Here is an 18473-nt window from a genome sequence, read left to right as displayed (position 1 = left end):
GCAACCAGTGTGCGCGGCTTACCGAGGGTATCGCTGATTCACAGCGGGATGTTGCCGTGTTTTTTCGGCGGGAGGGTCACCATCTTGCGTTCCAGCAGTCGCAGCGCGGACACGATCTGGCCGCGCGTGTGCGACGGCGGGATGACCGCGTCCACGTAACCGCGCTCGGCGGCGACGTACGGGTTCACGAGGGTGTCCTCGTACTCGTTCTGGAGCTCGAGCCGCAGCGCATCGACGTCGGCGCCGTCTTTCGCGGCCTGCTGCAACTGCTTGCGGTAGACGAATCCGACGGCGCCGGAGGCACCCATGACGGCGATCTGCGCGGTGGGCCAGGCCAGGTTCACATCGGCGCCCATGTGCTTGGAACCCATCACGTCGTAGGCGCCACCGTAGGCCTTGCGGGTGATGATCGTGATTTTGCCCACAGTGGCCTCGCCGTAGGCGTAGAGCAGCTTCGCGCCGCGCCGGATGATGCCGTTGTACTCCTGGCCGGTGCCGGGCAGGAAGCCGGGCACATCGACCAGCGTGATGATCGGGATGTTGAACGCGTCACAGGTGCGCACGAACCGCGCCGCCTTCTCCGAGGCGTCGATGTCCAGGCAGCCGGCGAACTGGGTGGGCTGGTTGGCGACGATGCCGACGCTGCGGCCGTCGACCCGGCCGAAGCCGACGATGATGTTCATCGCGCGCTCGGCCTGCACCTCGAGGAACTCGTCGTCGTCGAGCAACCTGCGGATGACCTCGTGCATGTCGTAGGGCTGGTTCGGCGAATCCGGGATGATCGAGTCGAGCTCGAGGTCCTCCTCGGTGAGCGAGTCCTCGATGGCGCCCTCGATGGGGTCGGTGGCCGGGAAGCGCGGGGCCTCGGCGCGGTTGTTGCTCGGCAGGTAGGACAGCAGATCCTTGACGTAGTCCAGCGCGTCCTGCTCGCCCGAGGCCACGTAGTGCGCCACACCGGACTTGGTCATGTGGGTGTGCGCGCCGCCCAGCTCCTCCATGGTGACTTCCTCACCGGTGACCGTCTTGATGACATCGGGGCCGGTGACGAACATCTGGCTGGTCTGGTCGACCATCACGACGAAGTCGGTGAGTGCGGGCGAGTACACGTGACCGCCCGCGGCCGGGCCCATGATCAGCGAGATCTGCGGGATCACGCCGGAAGCCTGGATATTGCGGTGGAAGATCTCGCCGTAGAGGCCGAGGGAGACGACGCCCTCCTGGATGCGCGCGCCCGCGCCCTCGTTGATGCCGATGAGCGGGCGGCCGGTCTTGAGCGCCAGATCCATGACCTTGACGATCTTCTCGCCGTACACCTCGCCGAGGCTGCCGCCGAAGACGGTGACGTCCTGGCTGAAGATGCAGACGTCGCGGCCGTCGATGGTGCCGTAGCCGGTCACCACGCCGTCGCCGAGCGGGCGGTTGTTCTCCAGTCCGAAGTTGACGCTGCGGTGGCGGGCCAGCGCGTCCAGTTCCACGAAGGAGCCCTCGTCCAGCAGTGCGAGGATGCGCTCGCGCGCGGTCATCTTGCCCTTGGCGTGGACCTTGTCGACCGCGGCCTCACCCATCGGGTGGGTCGCCTCTTCCAGCCGATTCCGCAGATCAGCCAGCTTTCCGGCGGTGGTGTGGATATCGGGTTCGCCCGCCGAACCGGAAGCGGACTGCTGCTGGACACTCGTCATGGCTCGGAGTGTAACCAGTACCAGTGCTCTTCCGGAACCGCGCCCGGGCTACCGATGAGTAGAAAAGCCCAGGTCGGCCACCGGATTCGGTGCTTTGTCACAAGCCGTGACCCGGGCCGGCGCGCGAAAAATCGGTATCGCCGGAGCCCCCCGCCCACTTAGCCTGAGTGCGTTCGTTTTTCGGCTTGAAAGGCAGGGGGAGCTGGGCTGATGTGGGAGTGGAGCAGACGGGTGCACGAGCACGCCGCGGCGGCCTCGTGGACCCGGTGGCGGATCACCGATCCCGAACCGACCATCCTCGATCCCGAGACCGACGCGGACCGGGGCGACGGTGTGGCGGAGGGGGCCGCGCCGGGCAGCATGACGCTGTCCGGCGCGGCCCCGTTCGCGTCCGGGCACGCAGTGGTGGTGACCGTGGTCGTCGCGGCGCCCGACCGGCCGGACACCTACGACCTGGCGGGCTGACCTGCCCCGCGCGGGCGATGCGGGCGAGTAGCGTGCACGACTGTGACGCCTTCGACTGATGCCCCCGACCGGTCGCCGCTGGACGCCGATCGCCTGCGGCGCGCGCCGGGCGAGTCGCCGGAACTCGCGTTCTTCTCGCGGGTGGACGTGGTGGAGTCCACCGGGTCCACCAACGCCGACCTGCTCGCGCTGGCCGGCGACGCCGACGCCGACCACCGGGCGCTGATCGCCGAGACCCAGGAGGCCGGACGCGGGCGGCACGCGCGCACCTGGGTGAGCCCGCCGCGCGCGCAGATCGCGCTGTCGGTGCTGGTGCGGCTGCCCGGTATCGACCCGGCGGCCCTGGGCTGGCTGCCGCTGCTCACCGGCGTCGCCGCCGTCGACGCGCTGCGCACCGCCGCCGGCGTGGACGCCGCCCTGAAGTGGCCGAACGACGTGCTGATCGGCGATCGCAAGGTGGCGGGCATTCTCGCCGAGGTCGGCGCGGCCGACGGGGTGCCCGCCGTGGTGGCGGGCATCGGCGTGAACGTGAGCCTCACCGAGCCGGAACTGCCTGTCCCGCACGCCACTTCGCTCGCGCTGGCCGGTGCGACCGATACCGACCGCACCCGCCTGGCCCTGGCCCTGCTCACCGAATTCGCCCGCCGCTTCACCGCCTGGCGCGAGGTCGCCTGGGACACCGCCGATCTCGCCGCCGCCTACCGCGCCCGCTGCGCCACCCTCGGCAAGGAGGTCCGCGCGGAACTGCCTGGCGGACGCGAACTCACCGGCGTCGCCGCGGATGTGGACGCCGCGGGCCGCCTGCTGATCGACGGCGAAGCGGTATCGGCGGGCGACGTCACCCACCTGCGCGCGGGGTACTGAGCGGCGCGGCGGTGAACCTCGCGATTCACCACCGCCCCAACGGAATTCGGCTCACACCGGCTGGAGCTTGCCCCGTGCCGCCTCCCTGGCGAACATGCGGTCGCGCTGTTCCTCGAACTTCACCACGTCCTGGCCGAGCTTCTCGACGAACGCGGCGAGCTCCTCGCGTGCCTTCTCCCCGCGCGGCCCGAAGTCGTTGCGGTCGAAGACGTTCCACTTCTTGAGCACCGGGTTGACCACTTCCTCCAGGTGCTGGCGCAGGTCGTAGATGCCGTGCTTGGCCATCAGCACACCGTTGCGCCGGAAGTTCGGCATCCCGTGGCCGGGCATGACGAAATTGGTGAGCACGCTGGTCAGCGCCGTCATCGCCTGGTCGGGCACCAGGTCCAGCGCCGCGCCGCACAGGTTGCGGTAGAAGATCATGTGCAGGTTCTCGTCGGCCGCGACGCGCTGGAGCATGCGGTCGGCGATCGGGTCCTGGCACACCTTGCCGGTGTTGCGGTGGCTCACCCGGGTGGCCAGCTCCTGGAACGTCACGTACGCGACGTTGACCAGGAACCCGCCCCAATCCTGCGGCGCGTGCGCGCCGTTGGTCATGTGGATCATCCGCGCCTGCTCCAGCGCGACCGGGTCCACGCCCCGCGTCACCACCAGGTAGTCGCGCATCACGATGCCGTGTCGGTTCTCCTCGGCCGTCCAGCGGCCCACCCAGGTGCCCCACGCGCCGTCCAGGGAGAAGTTCTGCGCGATCTCGCGGTGGTAGGAGGGGAGATTGTCCTCGGTGAGCAGGTTGGTGATCATGGCCGCCTTGGCGACCTCGCTCAGGCGGGACTGTTCGGGGTCCCAGTCGATGCCGCCGAGCGCCGCGAAGTTGCGGCCCTGGTCCCACGGCACGTAGTCGTGCGGGTGCCAGTCCTTGGCCATCGACAGGTGCCGGTTCAGGTTCTGTTCGGCCACCGGTTCGAGTTCGGTCAGGATTTCCAGCTGGGTCAGATCCTTGGTCACACACGCCTCCACAGTCGTTTCCACGTCTAGCCGAGCGGTTGTCGTCCGAAGTCGGGATCGAGCTTGTCGAGCAGAAGAGAACTTGGTCCAGCGCTATGCGAGGCAATGGGGTGAAACGTCCCCGCCAGGCTGAAGATTGTGCAGCACACGGCGCGGCGGTGTCAGCCATTCTGGCATCTCGGGCGGGGTAGGGTTTCGGGCATGGGTTATCCGGAGGACGTGCTCGCGCCCGACGAGCAGCTGATACTCCACCGCCATCCGCATTGGAAGATGCTGTTCTGGCCCGTCGTGACGCTGATCGTCGCCACGGCACTGGCCGGGTTCGCGGGGGGGCTGGCGTACCGCAATATCGAGGGTACGGGGCAGACGGTGGTGCTCGCGCTGATTCTGGCCGCCTGGGTCGGCATCGTCGCGTGGCGCTTCCTGGGGCCGCTGATCAGTTGGGCGTCAACGCATTTCATCATCACCGACCGGCGGTTGCTGATCCGCCAGGGCGTCATCACCCACGTCGGCACCGACATCCCGATGAGCCGCATCTCGAGTGTGCAGTTCCGGCACGGACTGTTCGACCGGATGCTGGGCACCGGCACGCTGATCATCGCGTCGTCCTCGGACGAGCCGCTCGAATTCGACGACATCCCCCGGGTGCAGGCCGTGCACTCGCTGCTCTACCACCAGGTCTTCGAGGTCGACCGCCACGCGGGCCGTCGCACCTACGGCGCACCGGACCACTGACGGGTTGCCGCCCGCGCGGCGCCTCCGTCCGTAATCTGTTGGCATGACCGCCGTACTCCTGGCCGAAGACGACGAGGCCATCGCCGCGCCGCTGTCGCGCGCGCTGGGGCGCGAGGGTTACTCGGTCACGGTGGAGAGCTTCGGGCCCGCCGTGCTGCGCCGCGCCCTGGAGGGCAATCACGACCTGCTGATCCTCGATCTGGGCCTGCCCGGGATGGACGGGCTCGAGGTGTGCCGCCAGGTGCGGGCGCGCGGCGCCGATCTGGCGGTGCTCATGCTCACCGCCCGCACCGACGAGGTCGATTTCGTCGTCGGGCTGGACGCGGGCGCCGACGACTACGTCGGCAAGCCGTTCCGCCTGGCCGAACTGCTGGCCCGCGTGCGAGCCCTGTTGCGGCGCAGCGGCATCGGCGACGAGGCGGTGGAGGTGGGCGGCATCCGGCTGGAACCCGCCGCGCGCCGGGTGCTGGTCAACGGCGTCGAGGTGGGCCTGGCCAACAAGGAGTACGAACTGCTCAAGGTCCTCATCGACCGGGCGGGCCAGGTGGTGCCGCGCGAGACCATCCTGCGCGAGGTGTGGGGCGACGCCGAACTGCGCGGTTCCAAGACGCTCGATATGCACATGTCGTGGTTGCGCCGCAAGATCGGCGACGAGGGGCCGATGGCCGAGCGGCGCATCGTCACCGTGCGCGGCGTCGGTTTCCGGCTGAACACCGACTGACGTGCGCAGGCGGATCCTGCGGTCGATCCTGACCGTGCTGACCATCACCACCATCGTGCTCGGCGTCCCCCTCACCTACACCGCGTGGCTGTGGGTGGAGGACATCACCCGCAACGACTTGCAGAGCAGGCTCGATCGGATCGCCGTCGAGGTGATCGCCCAGGAGCGCGCCGACGGCCTCGTGCACGGCGGGCTGGACGTGCGGTCGGTGCGCCCGCTGGTGCCCGAGAACGGCAGGCTCACCATCGTCTACCCCACGCCGGGCGACAACGCCGCCCGGATGGACGTGGGCGCGCAGACGGTGGCCGACCCGTTGGTGGAGTCGCTGTCGATGGGCACCGACGGGTCGCTGCGGTTGGAGGTGCCCGCCGCGCCGATGCAGGCCAGGCAGCGCCAGGCCGTCGCGGTGGTGGCGGCGGCCGTGCTGGCGTCCCTGGGTGCGGCGGTGACCGTCGCGGTGGTCACCGCGCGTCGGGTCGCCGACCCGCTGCGCGATGTGGCCGCGCGCGCGGCGCGGCTGGCGATGGGTGATTTCCGTCCTGATCCGCGCAGGCACGGCATCGCCGAACTGGATCGCGTCTCCGATGTGCTCGATTCGGCGACCGTCGAGATCGCGGGCCGCCTGCAACGCGAGCACGCGCTGGTGGCCGACGTGTCCCACCAGCTGCGCAGCCGGTTGACGGCGGTGCGGTTGCGCCTGGACGAGCTCTCCGCCCACCCCGACCCGGAGGTGGTGCACGAGGCCGAGGAGGCGATGGCGCAGGTCGACCGGCTCACCGAGGCCATCGACGATCTGGTGCGCGCCTCCCGCGACGAGGACGCCGCCGACCGCGACCCCATCCCGGTGATGGACGAACTGCGCGGCATCGTCGCCGAATGGACGCACCCGTTCGACGAGGCGGGCCGCACGCTGGTCCTCACCGGTGACGAATCGCTGAGCGCCCCGATCACCGCGTCCCGGCTGCGCGAGGCGGTCGCGGTGCTGATCGACAACGCCCTCATGCACGGCGGCGGCACCTGCACCGTGTCGGTGCGCACGGTGCGCCCCGGCAACGCCCGCGAACCCCTGGTGTGCGTGGAGGTGGCCGACGAGGGCGAGGGCGTGCGCGAGGAACTGGCCCCGCACATCTTCGACCGCGGCTTCTCCGCGGGCGGCTCCACGGGCGTGGGCCTGGCGCTCGCGCGAGCCCTGGTCGAGGCCGACGGCGGCCGCCTGGAACTGCAACGCCGCCGCCCCGCCCTGTTCGCCGTCTTCCTCGGCTACTCCGCGCCCCGGCGCCCGGTGGCCGCCGGCGTCCCGGAACCGCGCTAGCTACGGCCGAGCTGTTCTTCTTCGATGAGTTCCTCGAGTTCGGCGTCGAGTGCGCTCATTTCGTCGGGGAACACCCAGCGGCGCATGGCCCAGAAGCGGAACGCCATTTGCAGCAGGTTGCCGATGATGAACGCGCTGAAGAAATCGGCGAGGTTCTCGACGGTGAAGCTCACGTTGGGCTGGCGCAGATCGAACACGTAGCTCGAGATCCACAGTGGAATATTGCTCAACATCACACCGACGCCGCTCACTCCGAAGAAGAGCAACGCCTCGTGATGGCGTTCCCGTCCGCCCCGATTCTTGAACGACCATTCCCGGTTGAGAATGTAGGACGCGATGACCGCGATCACACCGGAGATGATCTTGGCGGTGACCGGTTTTTCGGTCAGCACCGTCCATTTCAGGGCGTAGAAGATTCCGCTGTCGATCACGAAGGTCGTGGCGCCGACGATGGCGAACTTGATCAGCTCGTGATGGCGGTACGCGATCTCCCGCAGGGGCGCTGGGAGGACGTTGACCACGTCGTCGACGAAAGACACGAGAGCCGAGTGTACCGGTAGCGGTGATTGCCGCCGGACATGACAAGATTGGTAGACGTGACCACCCGTTCTTTCGACAGTTCCGCCCTGCCCACCGTCACCATGATCGGCGGCGGCCAGTTGGCGCGGATGACCCATCAGGCCGCGATCGCGCTCGGCCAGCGGCTGCGGGTGCTCGCCGAGCGCCCCGAGGACCCGGCCGCCCAGGTCAGCCCCGAGGTGGTGCTGGGCAGTCACACCGACCTGGCCGCCCTGCGCAAGGCCGCCGTCGGCTCGCATGCGCTGACCTTCGACCACGAGCACGTGCCCACCGAGCACCTCGAGGTCCTGGTCGCCGAGGGCGTGAACGTGCTGCCGCCGCCGAGCGCGCTGGTGTACGCCCAGGACAAGCTGGCGATGCGCACCAAGCTCAGCGAGCTGGGCCTGCCGGTGCCCGCCTTCACCCCCGTGACCGAGGTCGCCGACGCGGTGCGCTTCGGTGACGAGCACGGCTGGCCGTTCGTGCTGAAGGCGGTGCGCGGCGGATACGACGGGCGCGGGGTGTGGATGCCCGCCGACGCCGCCGAGGCCGAGCGGATCGTCGCCGATCAGCTCGCGCACGGTGTGGGGCTGCTGGCCGAGGCCAAGGTGGATCTGAAGCGGGAGCTCTCGGCCATGGTGGCGCGCTCGCCGTTCGGACAGGCCGCGACCTGGCCGGTGGTCGAGACCGTGCAGCGCAACGGGCAGTGCGCCGTGGTGATCGCGCCCGCGCCCGACCTGCCCGACGATCTCGCGGCGAGCGCGGAGACCCTCGCGCTGAACCTGGCCGCCGAACTCGGCGTGGTCGGGGCGATGGCCGTGGAGCTGTTCGAGACCCACGACGGTGAGCTGCTGGTGAACGAGCTGGCCATGCGCCCGCACAACTCCGGGCACTGGGGGATGGACGGCGCTCGCACCGGCCAGTTCGAACAGCATCTGCGCGCGGTGCTGGACTATCCGCTGGGCGACACCAGCCCGCTCGCGCCGGTGACGGTGATGGCCAATATCCTTGGTGCTCCGCAGGCCCCGGCCATGTCGATGGACGAGCGCCTGCACCACTTGTTCGCGAGGATGCCCGAGGCGAAGGTGCACCTCTACGGCAAGGGGGAGCGGCCCGACCGCAAGATCGGGCACGTCAACGTGCTCGGTGACGACGTCGCCGCGGTGCGGGAGAAGGCCGAGCGCGCGGCGCACTGGATGTCGCACGCGGTGTGGACGGACGGATGGGATCCGCATGAGTGAGGGAGTGGTCGAGGCATGACCGAGCGCAGCGAGGTGCGGGCGTGAGCGAACCGCGGGTCGGGTTGATCATGGGCAGTGACTCGGATTGGCCGACGATGGAGGCCGCCGCCGAGGCGCTGTCGGAGTTCGGTGTGCGGTTCGAGGTGGGCGTGGTCTCCGCGCACCGCACCCCCCAGCGCATGCTGGACTACGCGCGCGGGGCGGCCGAGCGCGGTGTGCGGGTGATCATCGCGGGCGCGGGCGGTGCGGCCCATCTGCCCGGCATGGTCGCCTCCGCCACCCCGCTGCCCGTCATCGGCGTCCCCGTCCCCTTGAAGTACCTCGACGGCATGGACTCCCTGCTCTCCATCGTGCAGATGCCCGCGGGCGTCCCGGTCGCCACCGTCTCCATCGGCGGCGCCCGCAACGCCGGCCTGCTCGCCATCCGCATCCTCGCCGCCTCCGACGCCGCCCTGCGCTCCCGCATGGAGAAGTTCCAGGCCGACCTCGAACAACTCGTCCTCGACAAGGACGACGCCCTGCGCGCCAAACTCCTGGGCTGAGTTCAGCCCCGGCCACCCCGCAGCGCGGCTACGGCTTCGACGACTCCGTCGGTTTCGAGTGCGCCGAGCACTTCCTCGGCGCACTCGGGCGGGTTCCGTCGCGAATCGGCGATCTGCTGTACGCACGCCCACACGACCCGGTCATCGAGAGCGATCTGGTCGAGAAGAATCTCGTCGGGGCTCTATGGCCTCGATGTTCCAGTCCGCCAGATATTCGGCGGGGAGGTCGCGCAGGTTCGAGGTGACGATTACCTGCGCGCCTGCCTTGATCGCCGCCGCAAGCACGCGCCTGTCGTCGGGGTCGGGCAGCTTCAGCCCCTCGACCAGCGGGCTCGTATCCTTCGACCAGGCAGTCCGGTACCGTTCGCGTCGTACAGCACCACGAATGCCATGTCAGATGCCGAGATCCTGTCCGAGGGCGGACAATTCGTCGGCGGCCGCACGGCTCGCGGACTCGGCGGGATGACGCATGAGGTAGTCCTTGATGCGACGCATCGCCCGAGCCGCGACTTCCGCATCGATCTCGCCCGCAGCGATGCGCTTGGCTGTGTGCATGCCGGTCATGTCGGCCCCCTTTCCCCTCGAACATACGAAATAACCGACGTAAACGAAATAAACGAACAGCCACGGCGCGGTGTCGCTATTGGCCGGAGGTGCGGGTGCGGAGGTCGTTGTAGCGTGCGACGACGTCGGGGGTGGGGAGGGCTGTGGATATTTCGGGGGTGCCCGTGGCGGTCCAGGTGGGTTCGGCTTTGGTGTGGGTCCAGGCGGCTTGGCGGGCCGCGCCGAGGGCGACGTATTCGGCGGGGGCGGGGATGAGGACGTCGCGGGCGAAGAGGGCGGGGGCCAGGGCGCGGACGGCGGGGGATTTGGTGCCGCCGCCGACCAGCAGGATGCGGTCGATGGCGACGCCCTGGGCGGCGAGCCGGTCGAGACAGAAGACCAACGAGCAGAGCAGCCCCTCGACGGCCGCGCGCGCGATATTGGCGGGCGTGAGGTTGGTGAGGGTGATCCCGTGCAGGGCGCCCGCGGCGCCGGGCAGGTTGGGGGAGCGCTCGCCCGCGAGGTAGGGCACGAGGGTCAGCCCCTCGGCGCCGGGCGGTGCGGACAGCGCCAGCCGGGAGAACTCGTCCAGTCCGACGCCGAGGAGGCGCGCGGTCGAGGCGAGCACCGGCGCGCCGTTGAGGGTGCAGATGAGCGGCAGTTGGCGGCCGGTGGCGTCGGCGAACCCGGCGACCAATCCTTCGGCGTCGCGGGGCGGGGTGTCGGTGATCGCGCTGACCACTCCCGAGGTGCCCAGTGAGACAACGCAATCGCCGGGTGCGGCCGCGAGTCCCAGTGCGGCGGCGGCATTGTCGCCCGCGCCGGGCCCCAGCGTCTGCCCGCGCTCGGTGGTTCCCGCCGTCTCGAACGGACCGATCACGCGGGGCAGCAGGGGCGTTCGTCCGCGCAGGGCGAGGTCGAGAATCTCGGGGCGGTAGGTGTCGGTGGCGGCCGAGAAGTACCCGGTGCCCGAGGCGTCGCTGCGGTCGGTGGTGAGCGCGTCGAGACCGGGCGCGCCGGCCAGCCGCCAGGTGAGCCAGTCGTGGGGCAGGCACACGGCGGCGGTCCGGTCGGCATTCGCGGGCTCGCGGTCGGCCAGCCACCGCAATTTCGCCGCGGTGATCGCCGCGACCGGCACCACACCGACCTCGTCCACCCACCGCTGCCGCCCGCCGAACTCCTCGATGAGCTCCTCCGCGCTCCCCGCGGACCGAGTGTCGTTCCACAGCAACGCATTCCGGACGACATCGCCGTTCTCGTCCAGGCAGATCAGCCCGTGCTGCTGCGCCGCGACCGACACCGCCGCCACATCGTCGAGCCCGCCCGCCTCCGCCACGGCCCCCGCCATCGCCGCCACCCACGCTCCGGGATCCACCTCGGTCCCACCTGGATGCGGCCGCACCCCGGACCGGACGATCATTCCGTCCTCGGCGTCACACACCACCACCTTGCAGGACTGCGTCGACGAATCGATACCTGCCACCAGCACCACACCGACTCCCTTCCCTCGCCCCCGCCAGCGTACGGAGGGGAAGCGGAGCGGGGGATCGAACGAAGGGCACCGGGGTGATTGATTCGGGCGACCCCGGATCGCGTTCCGTATCGATCGGCCGAGCAGTACGCGTGGCGCACAGGCCCGTGCCCCGGCCGAGGGCGGCGAGCGCAGGCGGCCCGATGGTGCGCCGGTCTGACGCATGGCCGCACCCCGGATGAAGTTTCGTTCGTTTCGCCGAACGAGCGGAACACGCGGTCCGCACTGGCGAAGACTTGCCCCCGGCGTGCGCGGGTACCGCGCGCGTCAGGAGCCGCGCGTGCATGGGCGCCCCGGACGGTGCCGCGCGAGTCGGGGGCCCGGCACCGTAGTTCCCTCGGTCGCGCACCGAATCGGTGCGGTCCGGCCGAACCGGGGCGCCCGGGTCGCTACGGTGGCTGGCGTGAGTGAGGAGAGTGGGCGGGTGCGGGCGGGGGACGATCCGGCGCGGTTCCGGCTGACCGTCGTGGATCAGGCGCTGCGGTTGTTCGCCGACAAGGGGTACGAGGCGACGACCGTGGACGAAATCGCGGAGGCGGCCGGTATCTCGCGGCGGACGTTCTTCCGGCAGTTCCGGTCCAAGGAGGACGTGATCTTCGCCGATCACGAATCGCAGCTGGCGCAGGCGGCGCAGTACCTGGAGGGCGCGCAGGGCGACCCGTGGGAGGCGGTGTGCGAGGCGGTGGTGCAGGTGTTCGAGCGCTTCACCCAGTGGCGCGACATCGCGGCGCGGCGCTACCGGGTGGTGCGGCGGGTGCCCGCGCTGCGGGAACGCGAGATCGTCACGGTGTTCCGCTACGAGCGGCTGTTCACCGATTACCTGCGTTACCGGCTGCCCGAGGCCCCCGACTTGGCGCGGGTGCAGTTCACCGCCGCGGTCACCGCGACGCACAACTACCTGCTGCGCCGCATGGTGCGCGGGGAGTCCGACGCGGGCGCCGCCGATCTGCGCGTGGAGCTGGCCGCGATTCCGCGCGGTCCGGCCCGCGCCCGCGACGCCGACGAACTGGTGGTCGCGGTCTTCCCGAAGGGCATGCCGGCGCGCCGGGTCGCCGATCTGCTCGCCCACCGGCTGGGTACGCTATGACGTGCCCCACAATGCCAACAATCTGACACTGAGTGCCACGGGTATCCGCATGTGATGCCTGGCGCCCACGTATACTGGCGCACGATATGGCACTGAGTGCCGACTATCTCGACGGACCCAGGAGTGTGTCCCATGGCGGGAAACCCCGATTTCGACCTGTTCAAGCTCGAGGACTTCCACGACGAGCTGCGGGCGGCCATCCGCGCGCTGTCGGAGAAGGAGATCGCCCCGTACGCCAAGGACGTCGACGGTAACGCCCGCTTCCCGGAGGAGGCGCTGGCCGCGCTCAACGCCGCGGGCTTCAACGCCGTCCACGTGCCCGAGGCCTACGGCGGCCAGGGCGCCGACTCGGTCGCCACCTGCATCGTGATCGAGGAAGTGGCCCGCGTCTGCGGTTCCTCCTCGCTGATCCCCGCCGTCAACAAGCTCGGCACCATGGGCCTGATCCTCAACGGCTCCGAGGAGCTGAAGCAGAAGGTGCTCGGCGACCTGGTCGAGGGCAAGATGGCCTCCTACTGTCTGTCCGAGCGCGAGGCGGGCTCCGACGCCGCCGCCATGCGCACCCGCGCCAAGCAGGACGGCGACGACTGGGTCATCAACGGCACCAAGTGCTGGATCACCAACGGCGGCAAGTCCGACTGGTACACGGTGATGGCCGTGACCGCCGCCGACAAGGGCGCCAACGGCATCTCGGCCTTCGCCGTACACAAGGACGACGAGGGCTTCGTGGTGGGCCCGCTCGAGCACAAGCTGGGCATCAAGGGGTCGCCCACCGCCGAGCTGTACTTCGAGAACTGCCGCGTGCCGGGCGACCGCATCATCGGCGAGCCGGGCACCGGCTTCAAGACCGCGCTGCAGACCCTCGACCACACCCGCCCGACCATCGGCGCGCAGGCCGTCGGCCTGGCGCAGGGCGCGCTGGACGCCGCGATCGCCTACACCAAGGACCGCAAGCAGTTCGGCAAGGCCATCTCCGACTTCCAGAACACCCAGTTCATGCTGGCCGATATGGCGATGAAGATCGAGGCCGCCCGCCTCATGGTCTACACCTCGGCCGCCCGCGCCGAGCGCGGCGAGAAGAACCTCGGCTTCATCTCCGCCGCCGCCAAGTGCTTCGCCTCGGATGTGGCGATGGAGGTCACCACCAACGCCGTCCAGCTCTTCGGCGGCGCGGGCTACACCACCGACTTCCCGGTGGAGCGCATGATGCGCGACGCCAAGATCACCCAGATCTACGAGGGCACCAACCAGATCCAGCGTCTGGTCATGTCGCGCGCGCTGCTGCGCGGCTGAGTGCTCTCGAACGGGGCGGTCCGGAAACGGGCCGCCCCGTTGGTGTTTCAGGGCTACGTCCCGCCGCAGTGCCGTAAACCGATGGCGGCCAGGCGAACCCGGTTGGTCGCGCCGGTCTTGGTCATCAGGCTGGTGACGTGGGTCTTCACGGTCGTGATGCCGATGTGCAGGCGCGCGGCGATCTCGCCGTTGGACAGTCCGTCGGAAAGCAGTGCGAGCACGTCGGATTCGCGCGGGGTGAGGCCGGGGATCGCGGCGGCGGGCTCGGCCGGGGTGCGCGAGGTGACCGCCGCCGTCACCATCCGGTCCAGCACCTCCGCGCCGAAGGGGCGCTCACCGGCGGCGGCGCGGCGGATGCCGTCGAGCAGCACGTCGGGTGAGGTGTCCTTGACCAGGAACCCGCAGACGCCCGCGGACAGCGCGGGATACAGGTGGTCGTCGTCATCGAAGGTGGTCAGGGCGAGTATGCGGGCGCTCGGATCGGCGGCGAGAATCGTTGCGGTGGCGCGGATTCCGTCCATGCCGGGCATGCGCAGGTCCATCAGGGTCACGTCCGGGCGCAGTCGTTCGGCCAGGCGGACCGCCTCCGAACCGGTGGCGGCCTCGCCGACGACCTCGAGATCGGACGCGGTCTGGCAGAGCATGCGCAGGCCCGCGCGGACCAACTGCTGATCGTCGGCGATGAGGACGTGGATGGTCATATGGCCGCTCCCGCCAGCGGCACCTGGGCCGTCAAGCGCCAGCCGTCGCCGCCGGGACCGGCCGTCACCGTGCCGCCGAGCAGTTCGACGCGTTCGCGCAGGCCGATGAGACCGACCCCGTGACCGGAAGGCTCGCCGCGGGGAAAACCGTTGTCGCGCAAGTCGAAATGGGCTTCGGTGGCGCCGACCCGAAGGCTCAGTTCGGCGGTCGCGTCCGGGCCGGCGTGCTTCAGGACGTTCGCCAAGCCCTCCTGGGTGAGCCGCAGCAGGGTGAGGCCGGCGAGCGCGTCGACGGTGGGCAGGTTCTCATCGATCGCGGCGTCGACGCGCAATCCGAGTCCGCGCGCGGAATCCACGGCGGCCGCGACGGCGTCGGGCAGATCGGCCGGGGCGACGAAGGATTCGCCGCCGCCCTCCGGATCACGCAGGACGGCAACGAGTTTGCGCAGATCGGTCAGCGTGGCGCGGCCGCTGGCGTGCAGGTCGTCCAGGACTTCGAGCACGGGGGCGGGCGCGTCGGTGAGCGCGTGCCGGGCGACGCCGACGCGCAGCACGGTGGAGGACACGTGGTGGGCGATGAGGTCGTGCAGCTCGCGGGCGATGGCGGTGCGCTCGAGCACGCGGGCGGTGGCGATCTCGCGTTCCCGGTGCCGGGCGAGTTCCGCCGCGTCGCGCCGGACGCGTTCGGCATTCTCGCGGGTGGCGCGCAGCAGGGCGCCGATCACCACCGGGGCCGCCGCCATCACCACCGCGCGATAGCCGGTCGCGGCGAGTCCGTCGGCCCGGTGCAGGGCGTACACCACGGCGACCGTTCCCGCTCCGGCGAGCGGCTGCCACCCGCCCCGCCGTGCCGCGAGTTCGGCGAGCGCGAGCGCGGCCGCGATCTTCGCCACCAGCGGTCCGGTGTCGCCGACCAGGAAGGCGAGCCCGAGCAGTCCGGTCGCGGTGAGCGAGGCGGCCAGCGGGAAACGCGCACCGCCCGCCGTCGCCAGCGTCGCGAGCAGGCCGATGGCCCAGTCGGTTCCGGACGCGTCCGCGCTCAGCAGCGCCAGGCACCCCACGGCCGCGAGCAGCAGGACGGCCAGGCGCACCGGCACCGACCGCGGGTCGAGCAACCACTCGACACCCCGGGCCACACCTTTCGCCTCCACGCGAATCATGATGCCCGCTCGGCCCGCCGCCCGTCTCCTCCCCGGGGAGGAGAAGCCTCCTCCGCGCGGTCGCGAGACGAGCCCGCGGTCGGACCCGTCCACCCGCCCCGAACCGAACACTGAACCCATGACCGACCGCGAACCCAACCCCGCCGCGAACGCGGACCACCCACGCGAAGCCGCGAGCACCCCTGAGCGCGCCGCCACCACCACAAAAGCTTCCAAATCCACCCGCCCGTCCCGCCGTCGCCTTCTCGGCGCGATCGCCGCCTCCGGAATCGCGGCGGGCGCGGTCGGCGCCGGGGTCGGCGTCGCACTCGGCGCGGAGTCCAACCCACCCAGGCTCGCGCCGATCGCACAGCGCCGCTTCGAGAACAAAGTCGTGCTCATCACCGGCGCGACGTCCGGGATCGGGGCGGCGGCCGCGCGGCTGTTCGCGGCCGAGGGCGCGAAGGTGGCGTTCTGCGGGCGACGGGTCGAGCGCGGGAGAACGGTGGAGCGGGAGATCCGCGAAGCAGGCGGGGAGGCGACGTTCCTGCGCGCGGACGTTCTGGTGGAGAGCGATGTCCGCGATTTCGTCGACACCGCCGTCCAGCGCTACGGCGCGCTCGACGTGGCGTTCAATAACGCGGGCATCACCATTCAGAAGAAACTGCACGAGTACAGCGCCGACGAGTTCGACCGCGTGGTGAACACCAACCTGCGCGGCACCTTTCTCGCGATCAAATACCAAGTGCCGCACATGATCCGGTCCGGCGGCGGCACCATCGTGGTGACCTCGTCCAGCAACGCGCTCGCCACCGACGGCGGGCGCGGCGCCTACACCGCGAGCAAACGCGGGCTGGTGGGCCTGGTCCAGTCGGCGGCCCTCGACTACGCGGCCGACGGCATCCGCGTCAACGCCCTGGTCCCCGGCACCACCGACACCGAACTGGTGCGCCGCGCCGCGGGCATGGAGTCCCTGCCCGACGACGTCTACCAGGTGATGATGAAGCAGTGGGCGGGCTCCAACGTCCCCGGTCTCGGCAGGCTCGCCACGGCCGAGGAGATCGCCGCCTTCGCGCTCACGCTCGCCTCACCGGAACACCCGTATCTCACCGGCGCCCAGTTGGTGATCGACGGCGGCAAGACCGCCCACGCCTGATCAGGCGGCGGCGACCAGGTCGCGGTACTCCTTGTGCTCCACGATGTACTTCTCCACGTACCAGCAGGTCGGGATGACAGCGAAGCCGGCGTCGCGCGAGTCGTTGAGCGCGTACTCGACGACCTTCGCGGCGATCCCCTGCCCGCGGAACTCGGGGAAGGTCATGGTGTGGTGGAATTCGCGCGCCTTGTCACCGCTCTTGCGCAGCGTGCGTTCGTCGTAGTCGGCGTAACCGGCGAGCACGTCGTCGACATAGATCTCGAAGCGCGTGTCGGCCACATTGTGTTCCAACCTGGTGGTCATGGTTCTGGCAACTCCTTCGCGGCCGGAAATGTTTCCCGGGACCGGCATACCCGGGGCGGGATCACAGAATCGCGCCGGGGTTGAGAATCCCCTCGGGATCGAGCGCCGCCTTGATCCGCCTGGTCAGCGCCATCACGTCCGGGCCGACCTGGTCGGGCAGCCAGGCCTTCTTGAGCCTGCCGACGCCGTGCTCGCCGGTGATGGTGCCGCCCAGCGCGATGGCCAGATCCATGATCTCGCCGAAGGCGCGGTGCGCGCGGGCGGTGTTGTCGGGGTCGGTGGGGTCGTGCACGATCAGCGGGTGGGTGTTGCCGTCGCCGGCGTGCGCGATCACCGAGACCAGCACGTCGTTGCGTTCGGCGATGTCGGCGATGCCGGTGACGAGGTCGCCGAGGCGGGGCAGCGGCACCCCCACGTCCTCCAGCAGCAGCGGCCCGATCCGTTCCACGGCCGGGATGGCGAAGCGCCGCGCCGCCGTGAAGGCCTCGCCCTCCTCCGGGTCCTCGGTGTGGAAAACCTCGGTGGCCCCGGCCTTTTCGCACGCGGCGACCATGATCTCGGCCTCGCGTGCCGCGAACTCGCCCGGCGCGTCGGAGCGCGCGACCAGCAGCGCGGCCGCCGCGCGGTCCAGGCCCATGCGCATCTCGTCCTCCACGGCGTTGATGGCGACGGTGTCCATGAACTCGAGCATCGAGGGGCGCAGCGTTCCGGTGATGGCGAGGATGGCCTCGGTGGCGGCGGTCAGCGTCGCGAAACCGGCCACCACCGTGCTCTGGCGCGGTTGGGCGGGCAGCAGGCGCAGGGTGAGTTCGGTGATCACGCCGAGCGTGCCCTCGCTGCCGACGAACAGCTTGGTCAGCGAAAGTCCCGCGGAGTCCTTCAGGCGCGGTCCGCCGAGGCGCACCGGGGTGCCGTCGGCGAGCACGACCTCCATGCCCAGCACGTAGTCGGTGGTCACGCCGTATTTCACGCAGCACAGCCCGCCCGCGTTGGTCGCGGCGTTGCCGCCGATCGAGCACATCTCGAACGACGACGGGTCCGGGGGATACCAGAGCCCGTGCTCGGCGACGGCCCGCTTGACCTCGGCGTTGAGCAGCCCGGGCTGCACGACGGCGGTGCGGGTGACGGGGTCGACGGCGATGGCGCGCATCCGTTCGGTGCTCAGCACGATGCCGCCGTCCACGGCGGTCGCGCCGCCGGACAGGCCGGAGCCCGCGCCGCGCGGCACCACTGGGACGCGATGCGCATGGGCCCAGCGCAGGGTGGCGGCGACGTCGTCGGTGCTGGTGGCGCGCACCACGGCCAGCGGTGTACCCGCGTCGGGATCGCGGGCCCAGTCCTGGCGGTAGCCGGTCAGCAGGTCGGGATCGGTGAGTACGGCGCCCTCGGGCAGCGCGGCGGCGAGTTCAGGCAGGTCCACGCCCGTCAACGCTAGCGTTACCGGCCCGTAGGACGGTGGCGATTGGCGATTCACCCCGCGCGGGACCAGAATCGGCGGGGCAGGGGCTCGCCGCGCGCGGATCGGCCGTTGTCCGGACGGCGGACGGGTGCGGTGCACGGATCGTCGGGGTCCATTGTCCGGGGTCCTGCCTGATTCC

The 18473-nt window shown here is 70.4% G+C and carries 19 protein-coding genes; 10 read left to right on the top strand and 9 right to left on the bottom strand.

Translation table 11 applies throughout. The features are described from left to right. Nucleotides 1-38: 38 nt before the first annotated feature. Nucleotides 39-1679, bottom strand: a complete 1641-nt coding sequence (locus DFR74_RS27735; RefSeq protein ID WP_067510547.1) for an acyl-CoA carboxylase subunit beta — start codon at nucleotides 1677-1679, stop codon at nucleotides 39-41. 210 nt (nucleotides 1680-1889) lie between these two features. Here DFR74_RS27735 and DFR74_RS27730 point away from each other — a divergent pair, with 210 nt between their 5' ends. Together DFR74_RS27730 and DFR74_RS27725 are read left to right on the top strand one after the other, a co-directional pair. Further along, nucleotides 1890-2144 carry a hypothetical protein gene (locus DFR74_RS27730; protein WP_067510545.1) on the top strand — a complete coding sequence of 85 codons (255 nt, stop codon included), beginning with the start codon at nucleotides 1890-1892 and terminating at the stop codon, nucleotides 2142-2144. Between the two features lie 42 nt (nucleotides 2145-2186). Continuing rightward, the gene (locus tag DFR74_RS27725) at nucleotides 2187-3008 is read left to right on the top strand and encodes a biotin--[acetyl-CoA-carboxylase] ligase (RefSeq protein ID WP_067510544.1); all 822 of its coding nucleotides are present in this window, start codon (nucleotides 2187-2189) and stop codon (nucleotides 3006-3008) included. Between the two features lie 51 nt (nucleotides 3009-3059). Here the strand turns inward: DFR74_RS27725 and DFR74_RS27720 are convergent, their stop codons facing one another. Then, nucleotides 3060-4013 carry an acyl-ACP desaturase gene (locus tag DFR74_RS27720; RefSeq protein ID WP_067510644.1) on the bottom strand — a complete coding sequence of 318 codons (954 nt, stop codon included), beginning with the start codon at nucleotides 4011-4013 and terminating at the stop codon, nucleotides 3060-3062. A gap of 201 nt (nucleotides 4014-4214) precedes the next feature. Here DFR74_RS27720 and DFR74_RS27715 point away from each other — a divergent pair, with 201 nt between their 5' ends. The 3 genes from DFR74_RS27715 to DFR74_RS27705 are packed head-to-tail and all read left to right on the top strand — an operon-like array spanning nucleotide 4215 to nucleotide 6781. Further along, nucleotides 4215-4748, top strand: coding sequence for a PH domain-containing protein (locus DFR74_RS27715; protein ID WP_067510542.1), 534 nt, complete (start codon nucleotides 4215-4217; stop codon nucleotides 4746-4748). Nucleotides 4749-4791: 43 nt separating this feature from the next. After that, nucleotides 4792-5469 (top strand): response regulator transcription factor, encoded by a 678-nt coding sequence (locus tag DFR74_RS27710; RefSeq protein ID WP_067510540.1) that lies wholly within the window; start codon nucleotides 4792-4794, stop codon nucleotides 5467-5469. 1 nt (nucleotide 5470) lies between these two features. Beyond that, the gene (locus tag DFR74_RS27705; protein ID WP_067510538.1) at nucleotides 5471-6781 is read left to right on the top strand and encodes a sensor histidine kinase; all 1311 of its coding nucleotides are present in this window, start codon (nucleotides 5471-5473) and stop codon (nucleotides 6779-6781) included. Here the strand turns inward: DFR74_RS27705 and DFR74_RS27700 are convergent. After that, a complete protein-coding gene (locus DFR74_RS27700; RefSeq protein WP_067510536.1) occupies nucleotides 6778-7320 on the bottom strand; it encodes a GtrA family protein in 543 nt (180 codons plus the stop codon). The two genes, DFR74_RS27705 and DFR74_RS27700, sit on opposite strands and share 4 nt — an antisense overlap. A gap of 39 nt (nucleotides 7321-7359) precedes the next feature. On the opposite strand from DFR74_RS27700, the gene DFR74_RS27695 reads away from it, so the two are divergent. Continuing rightward, nucleotides 7360-8580, top strand: a complete 1221-nt coding sequence (locus tag DFR74_RS27695; protein WP_067510534.1) for a 5-(carboxyamino)imidazole ribonucleotide synthase — start codon at nucleotides 7360-7362, stop codon at nucleotides 8578-8580. Between the two features lie 41 nt (nucleotides 8581-8621). Beyond that, nucleotides 8622-9122: a 5-(carboxyamino)imidazole ribonucleotide mutase gene (gene purE / locus DFR74_RS27690; protein ID WP_267898926.1), complete on the top strand. Its 501-nt coding sequence runs from the start codon at nucleotides 8622-8624 to the stop codon at nucleotides 9120-9122. Nucleotides 9123-9515: 393 nt separating this feature from the next. On the opposite strand, the gene DFR74_RS37355 is transcribed toward purE, so the two are convergent. Next, complete coding sequence (locus DFR74_RS37355; RefSeq protein ID WP_157115841.1) at nucleotides 9516-9686, bottom strand: hypothetical protein; 171 nt, start codon at nucleotides 9684-9686, stop codon at nucleotides 9516-9518. Between the two features lie 76 nt (nucleotides 9687-9762). After that, nucleotides 9763-11157: a xylulokinase gene (locus tag DFR74_RS27680; protein WP_067510532.1), complete on the bottom strand. Its 1395-nt coding sequence runs from the start codon at nucleotides 11155-11157 to the stop codon at nucleotides 9763-9765. Nucleotides 11158-11599: 442 nt separating this feature from the next. Here DFR74_RS27680 and DFR74_RS27675 point away from each other — a divergent pair, with 442 nt between their 5' ends. After that, nucleotides 11600-12283 carry a TetR family transcriptional regulator gene (locus tag DFR74_RS27675; RefSeq protein WP_067510530.1) on the top strand — a complete coding sequence of 228 codons (684 nt, stop codon included), beginning with the start codon at nucleotides 11600-11602 and terminating at the stop codon, nucleotides 12281-12283. 132 nt (nucleotides 12284-12415) lie between these two features. Continuing rightward, nucleotides 12416-13576, top strand: a complete 1161-nt coding sequence (locus tag DFR74_RS27670; RefSeq protein ID WP_067510528.1) for an acyl-CoA dehydrogenase family protein — start codon at nucleotides 12416-12418, stop codon at nucleotides 13574-13576. A gap of 53 nt (nucleotides 13577-13629) precedes the next feature. Here DFR74_RS27670 and DFR74_RS27665 read toward each other — a convergent pair whose 3' ends face one another. Next, nucleotides 13630-14277: a response regulator gene (locus DFR74_RS27665; protein ID WP_067510526.1), complete on the bottom strand. Its 648-nt coding sequence runs from the start codon at nucleotides 14275-14277 to the stop codon at nucleotides 13630-13632. Beyond that, nucleotides 14274-15437, bottom strand: a complete 1164-nt coding sequence (locus tag DFR74_RS27660) for a sensor histidine kinase (protein ID WP_084537790.1) — start codon at nucleotides 15435-15437, stop codon at nucleotides 14274-14276. The genes DFR74_RS27665 and DFR74_RS27660 overlap by 4 nt, the downstream gene beginning before the upstream one ends. Before the next feature lie 118 nt (nucleotides 15438-15555). Here DFR74_RS27660 and DFR74_RS27655 point away from each other — a divergent pair, with 118 nt between their 5' ends. Then, nucleotides 15556-16572: an SDR family NAD(P)-dependent oxidoreductase gene (locus DFR74_RS27655; RefSeq protein ID WP_084537789.1), complete on the top strand. Its 1017-nt coding sequence runs from the start codon at nucleotides 15556-15558 to the stop codon at nucleotides 16570-16572. On the opposite strand, the gene DFR74_RS27650 is transcribed toward DFR74_RS27655, so the two are convergent. After that, nucleotides 16573-16875: a GNAT family N-acetyltransferase gene (locus DFR74_RS27650; protein ID WP_067510524.1), complete on the bottom strand. Its 303-nt coding sequence runs from the start codon at nucleotides 16873-16875 to the stop codon at nucleotides 16573-16575. 61 nt (nucleotides 16876-16936) lie between these two features. Continuing rightward, nucleotides 16937-18295: an FAD-binding oxidoreductase gene (locus tag DFR74_RS27645; protein WP_067510523.1), complete on the bottom strand. Its 1359-nt coding sequence runs from the start codon at nucleotides 18293-18295 to the stop codon at nucleotides 16937-16939. Between the last annotated feature and the right edge of the window lie 178 nt (nucleotides 18296-18473).

This window comes from Nocardia puris (genome assembly GCF_003315035.1).
Classification (GTDB): Bacteria; Actinomycetota; Actinomycetes; order Mycobacteriales; family Mycobacteriaceae; genus Nocardia; species Nocardia puris.
Note: the sequence above shows the minus strand (reverse complement) of the source record. Positions and strands in the feature narration are given on the sequence as shown.

Bases quoted from the DNA above. Each gene is read 5' to 3' on its own strand.
- DFR74_RS27670 (WP_067510528.1), top strand. From the start codon at position 12,416: ATGGCGGGAAACCCCGATTTCGACCTGTTCAAGCTCGAGGACTTCCAC.
- DFR74_RS27695 (WP_067510534.1), top strand. From the start codon at position 7,360: ATGACAAGATTGGTAGACGTGACCACCCGTTCTTTCGACAGTTCCGCC.
- DFR74_RS27710 (WP_067510540.1), top strand. From the start codon at position 4,792: ATGACCGCCGTACTCCTGGCCGAAGACGACGAGGCCATCGCCGCGCCG.
- DFR74_RS27715 (WP_067510542.1), top strand. From the start codon at position 4,215: ATGGGTTATCCGGAGGACGTGCTCGCGCCCGACGAGCAGCTGATACTC.
- DFR74_RS37355 (WP_157115841.1), bottom strand. From the start codon at position 9,686: ATGACCGGCATGCACACAGCCAAGCGCATCGCTGCGGGCGAGATCGAT.
- DFR74_RS27730 (WP_067510545.1), top strand. From the start codon at position 1,890: ATGTGGGAGTGGAGCAGACGGGTGCACGAGCACGCCGCGGCGGCCTCG.
- DFR74_RS27660 (WP_084537790.1), bottom strand. From the start codon at position 15,437: ATGATTCGCGTGGAGGCGAAAGGTGTGGCCCGGGGTGTCGAGTGGTTG.
- DFR74_RS27665 (WP_067510526.1), bottom strand. From the start codon at position 14,277: ATGACCATCCACGTCCTCATCGCCGACGATCAGCAGTTGGTCCGCGCG.
- DFR74_RS27650 (WP_067510524.1), bottom strand. From the start codon at position 16,875: ATGACCACCAGGTTGGAACACAATGTGGCCGACACGCGCTTCGAGATC.
- DFR74_RS27735 (WP_067510547.1), bottom strand. From the start codon at position 1,679: ATGACGAGTGTCCAGCAGCAGTCCGCTTCCGGTTCGGCGGGCGAACCC.
- DFR74_RS27655 (WP_084537789.1), top strand. From the start codon at position 15,556: ATGACCGACCGCGAACCCAACCCCGCCGCGAACGCGGACCACCCACGC.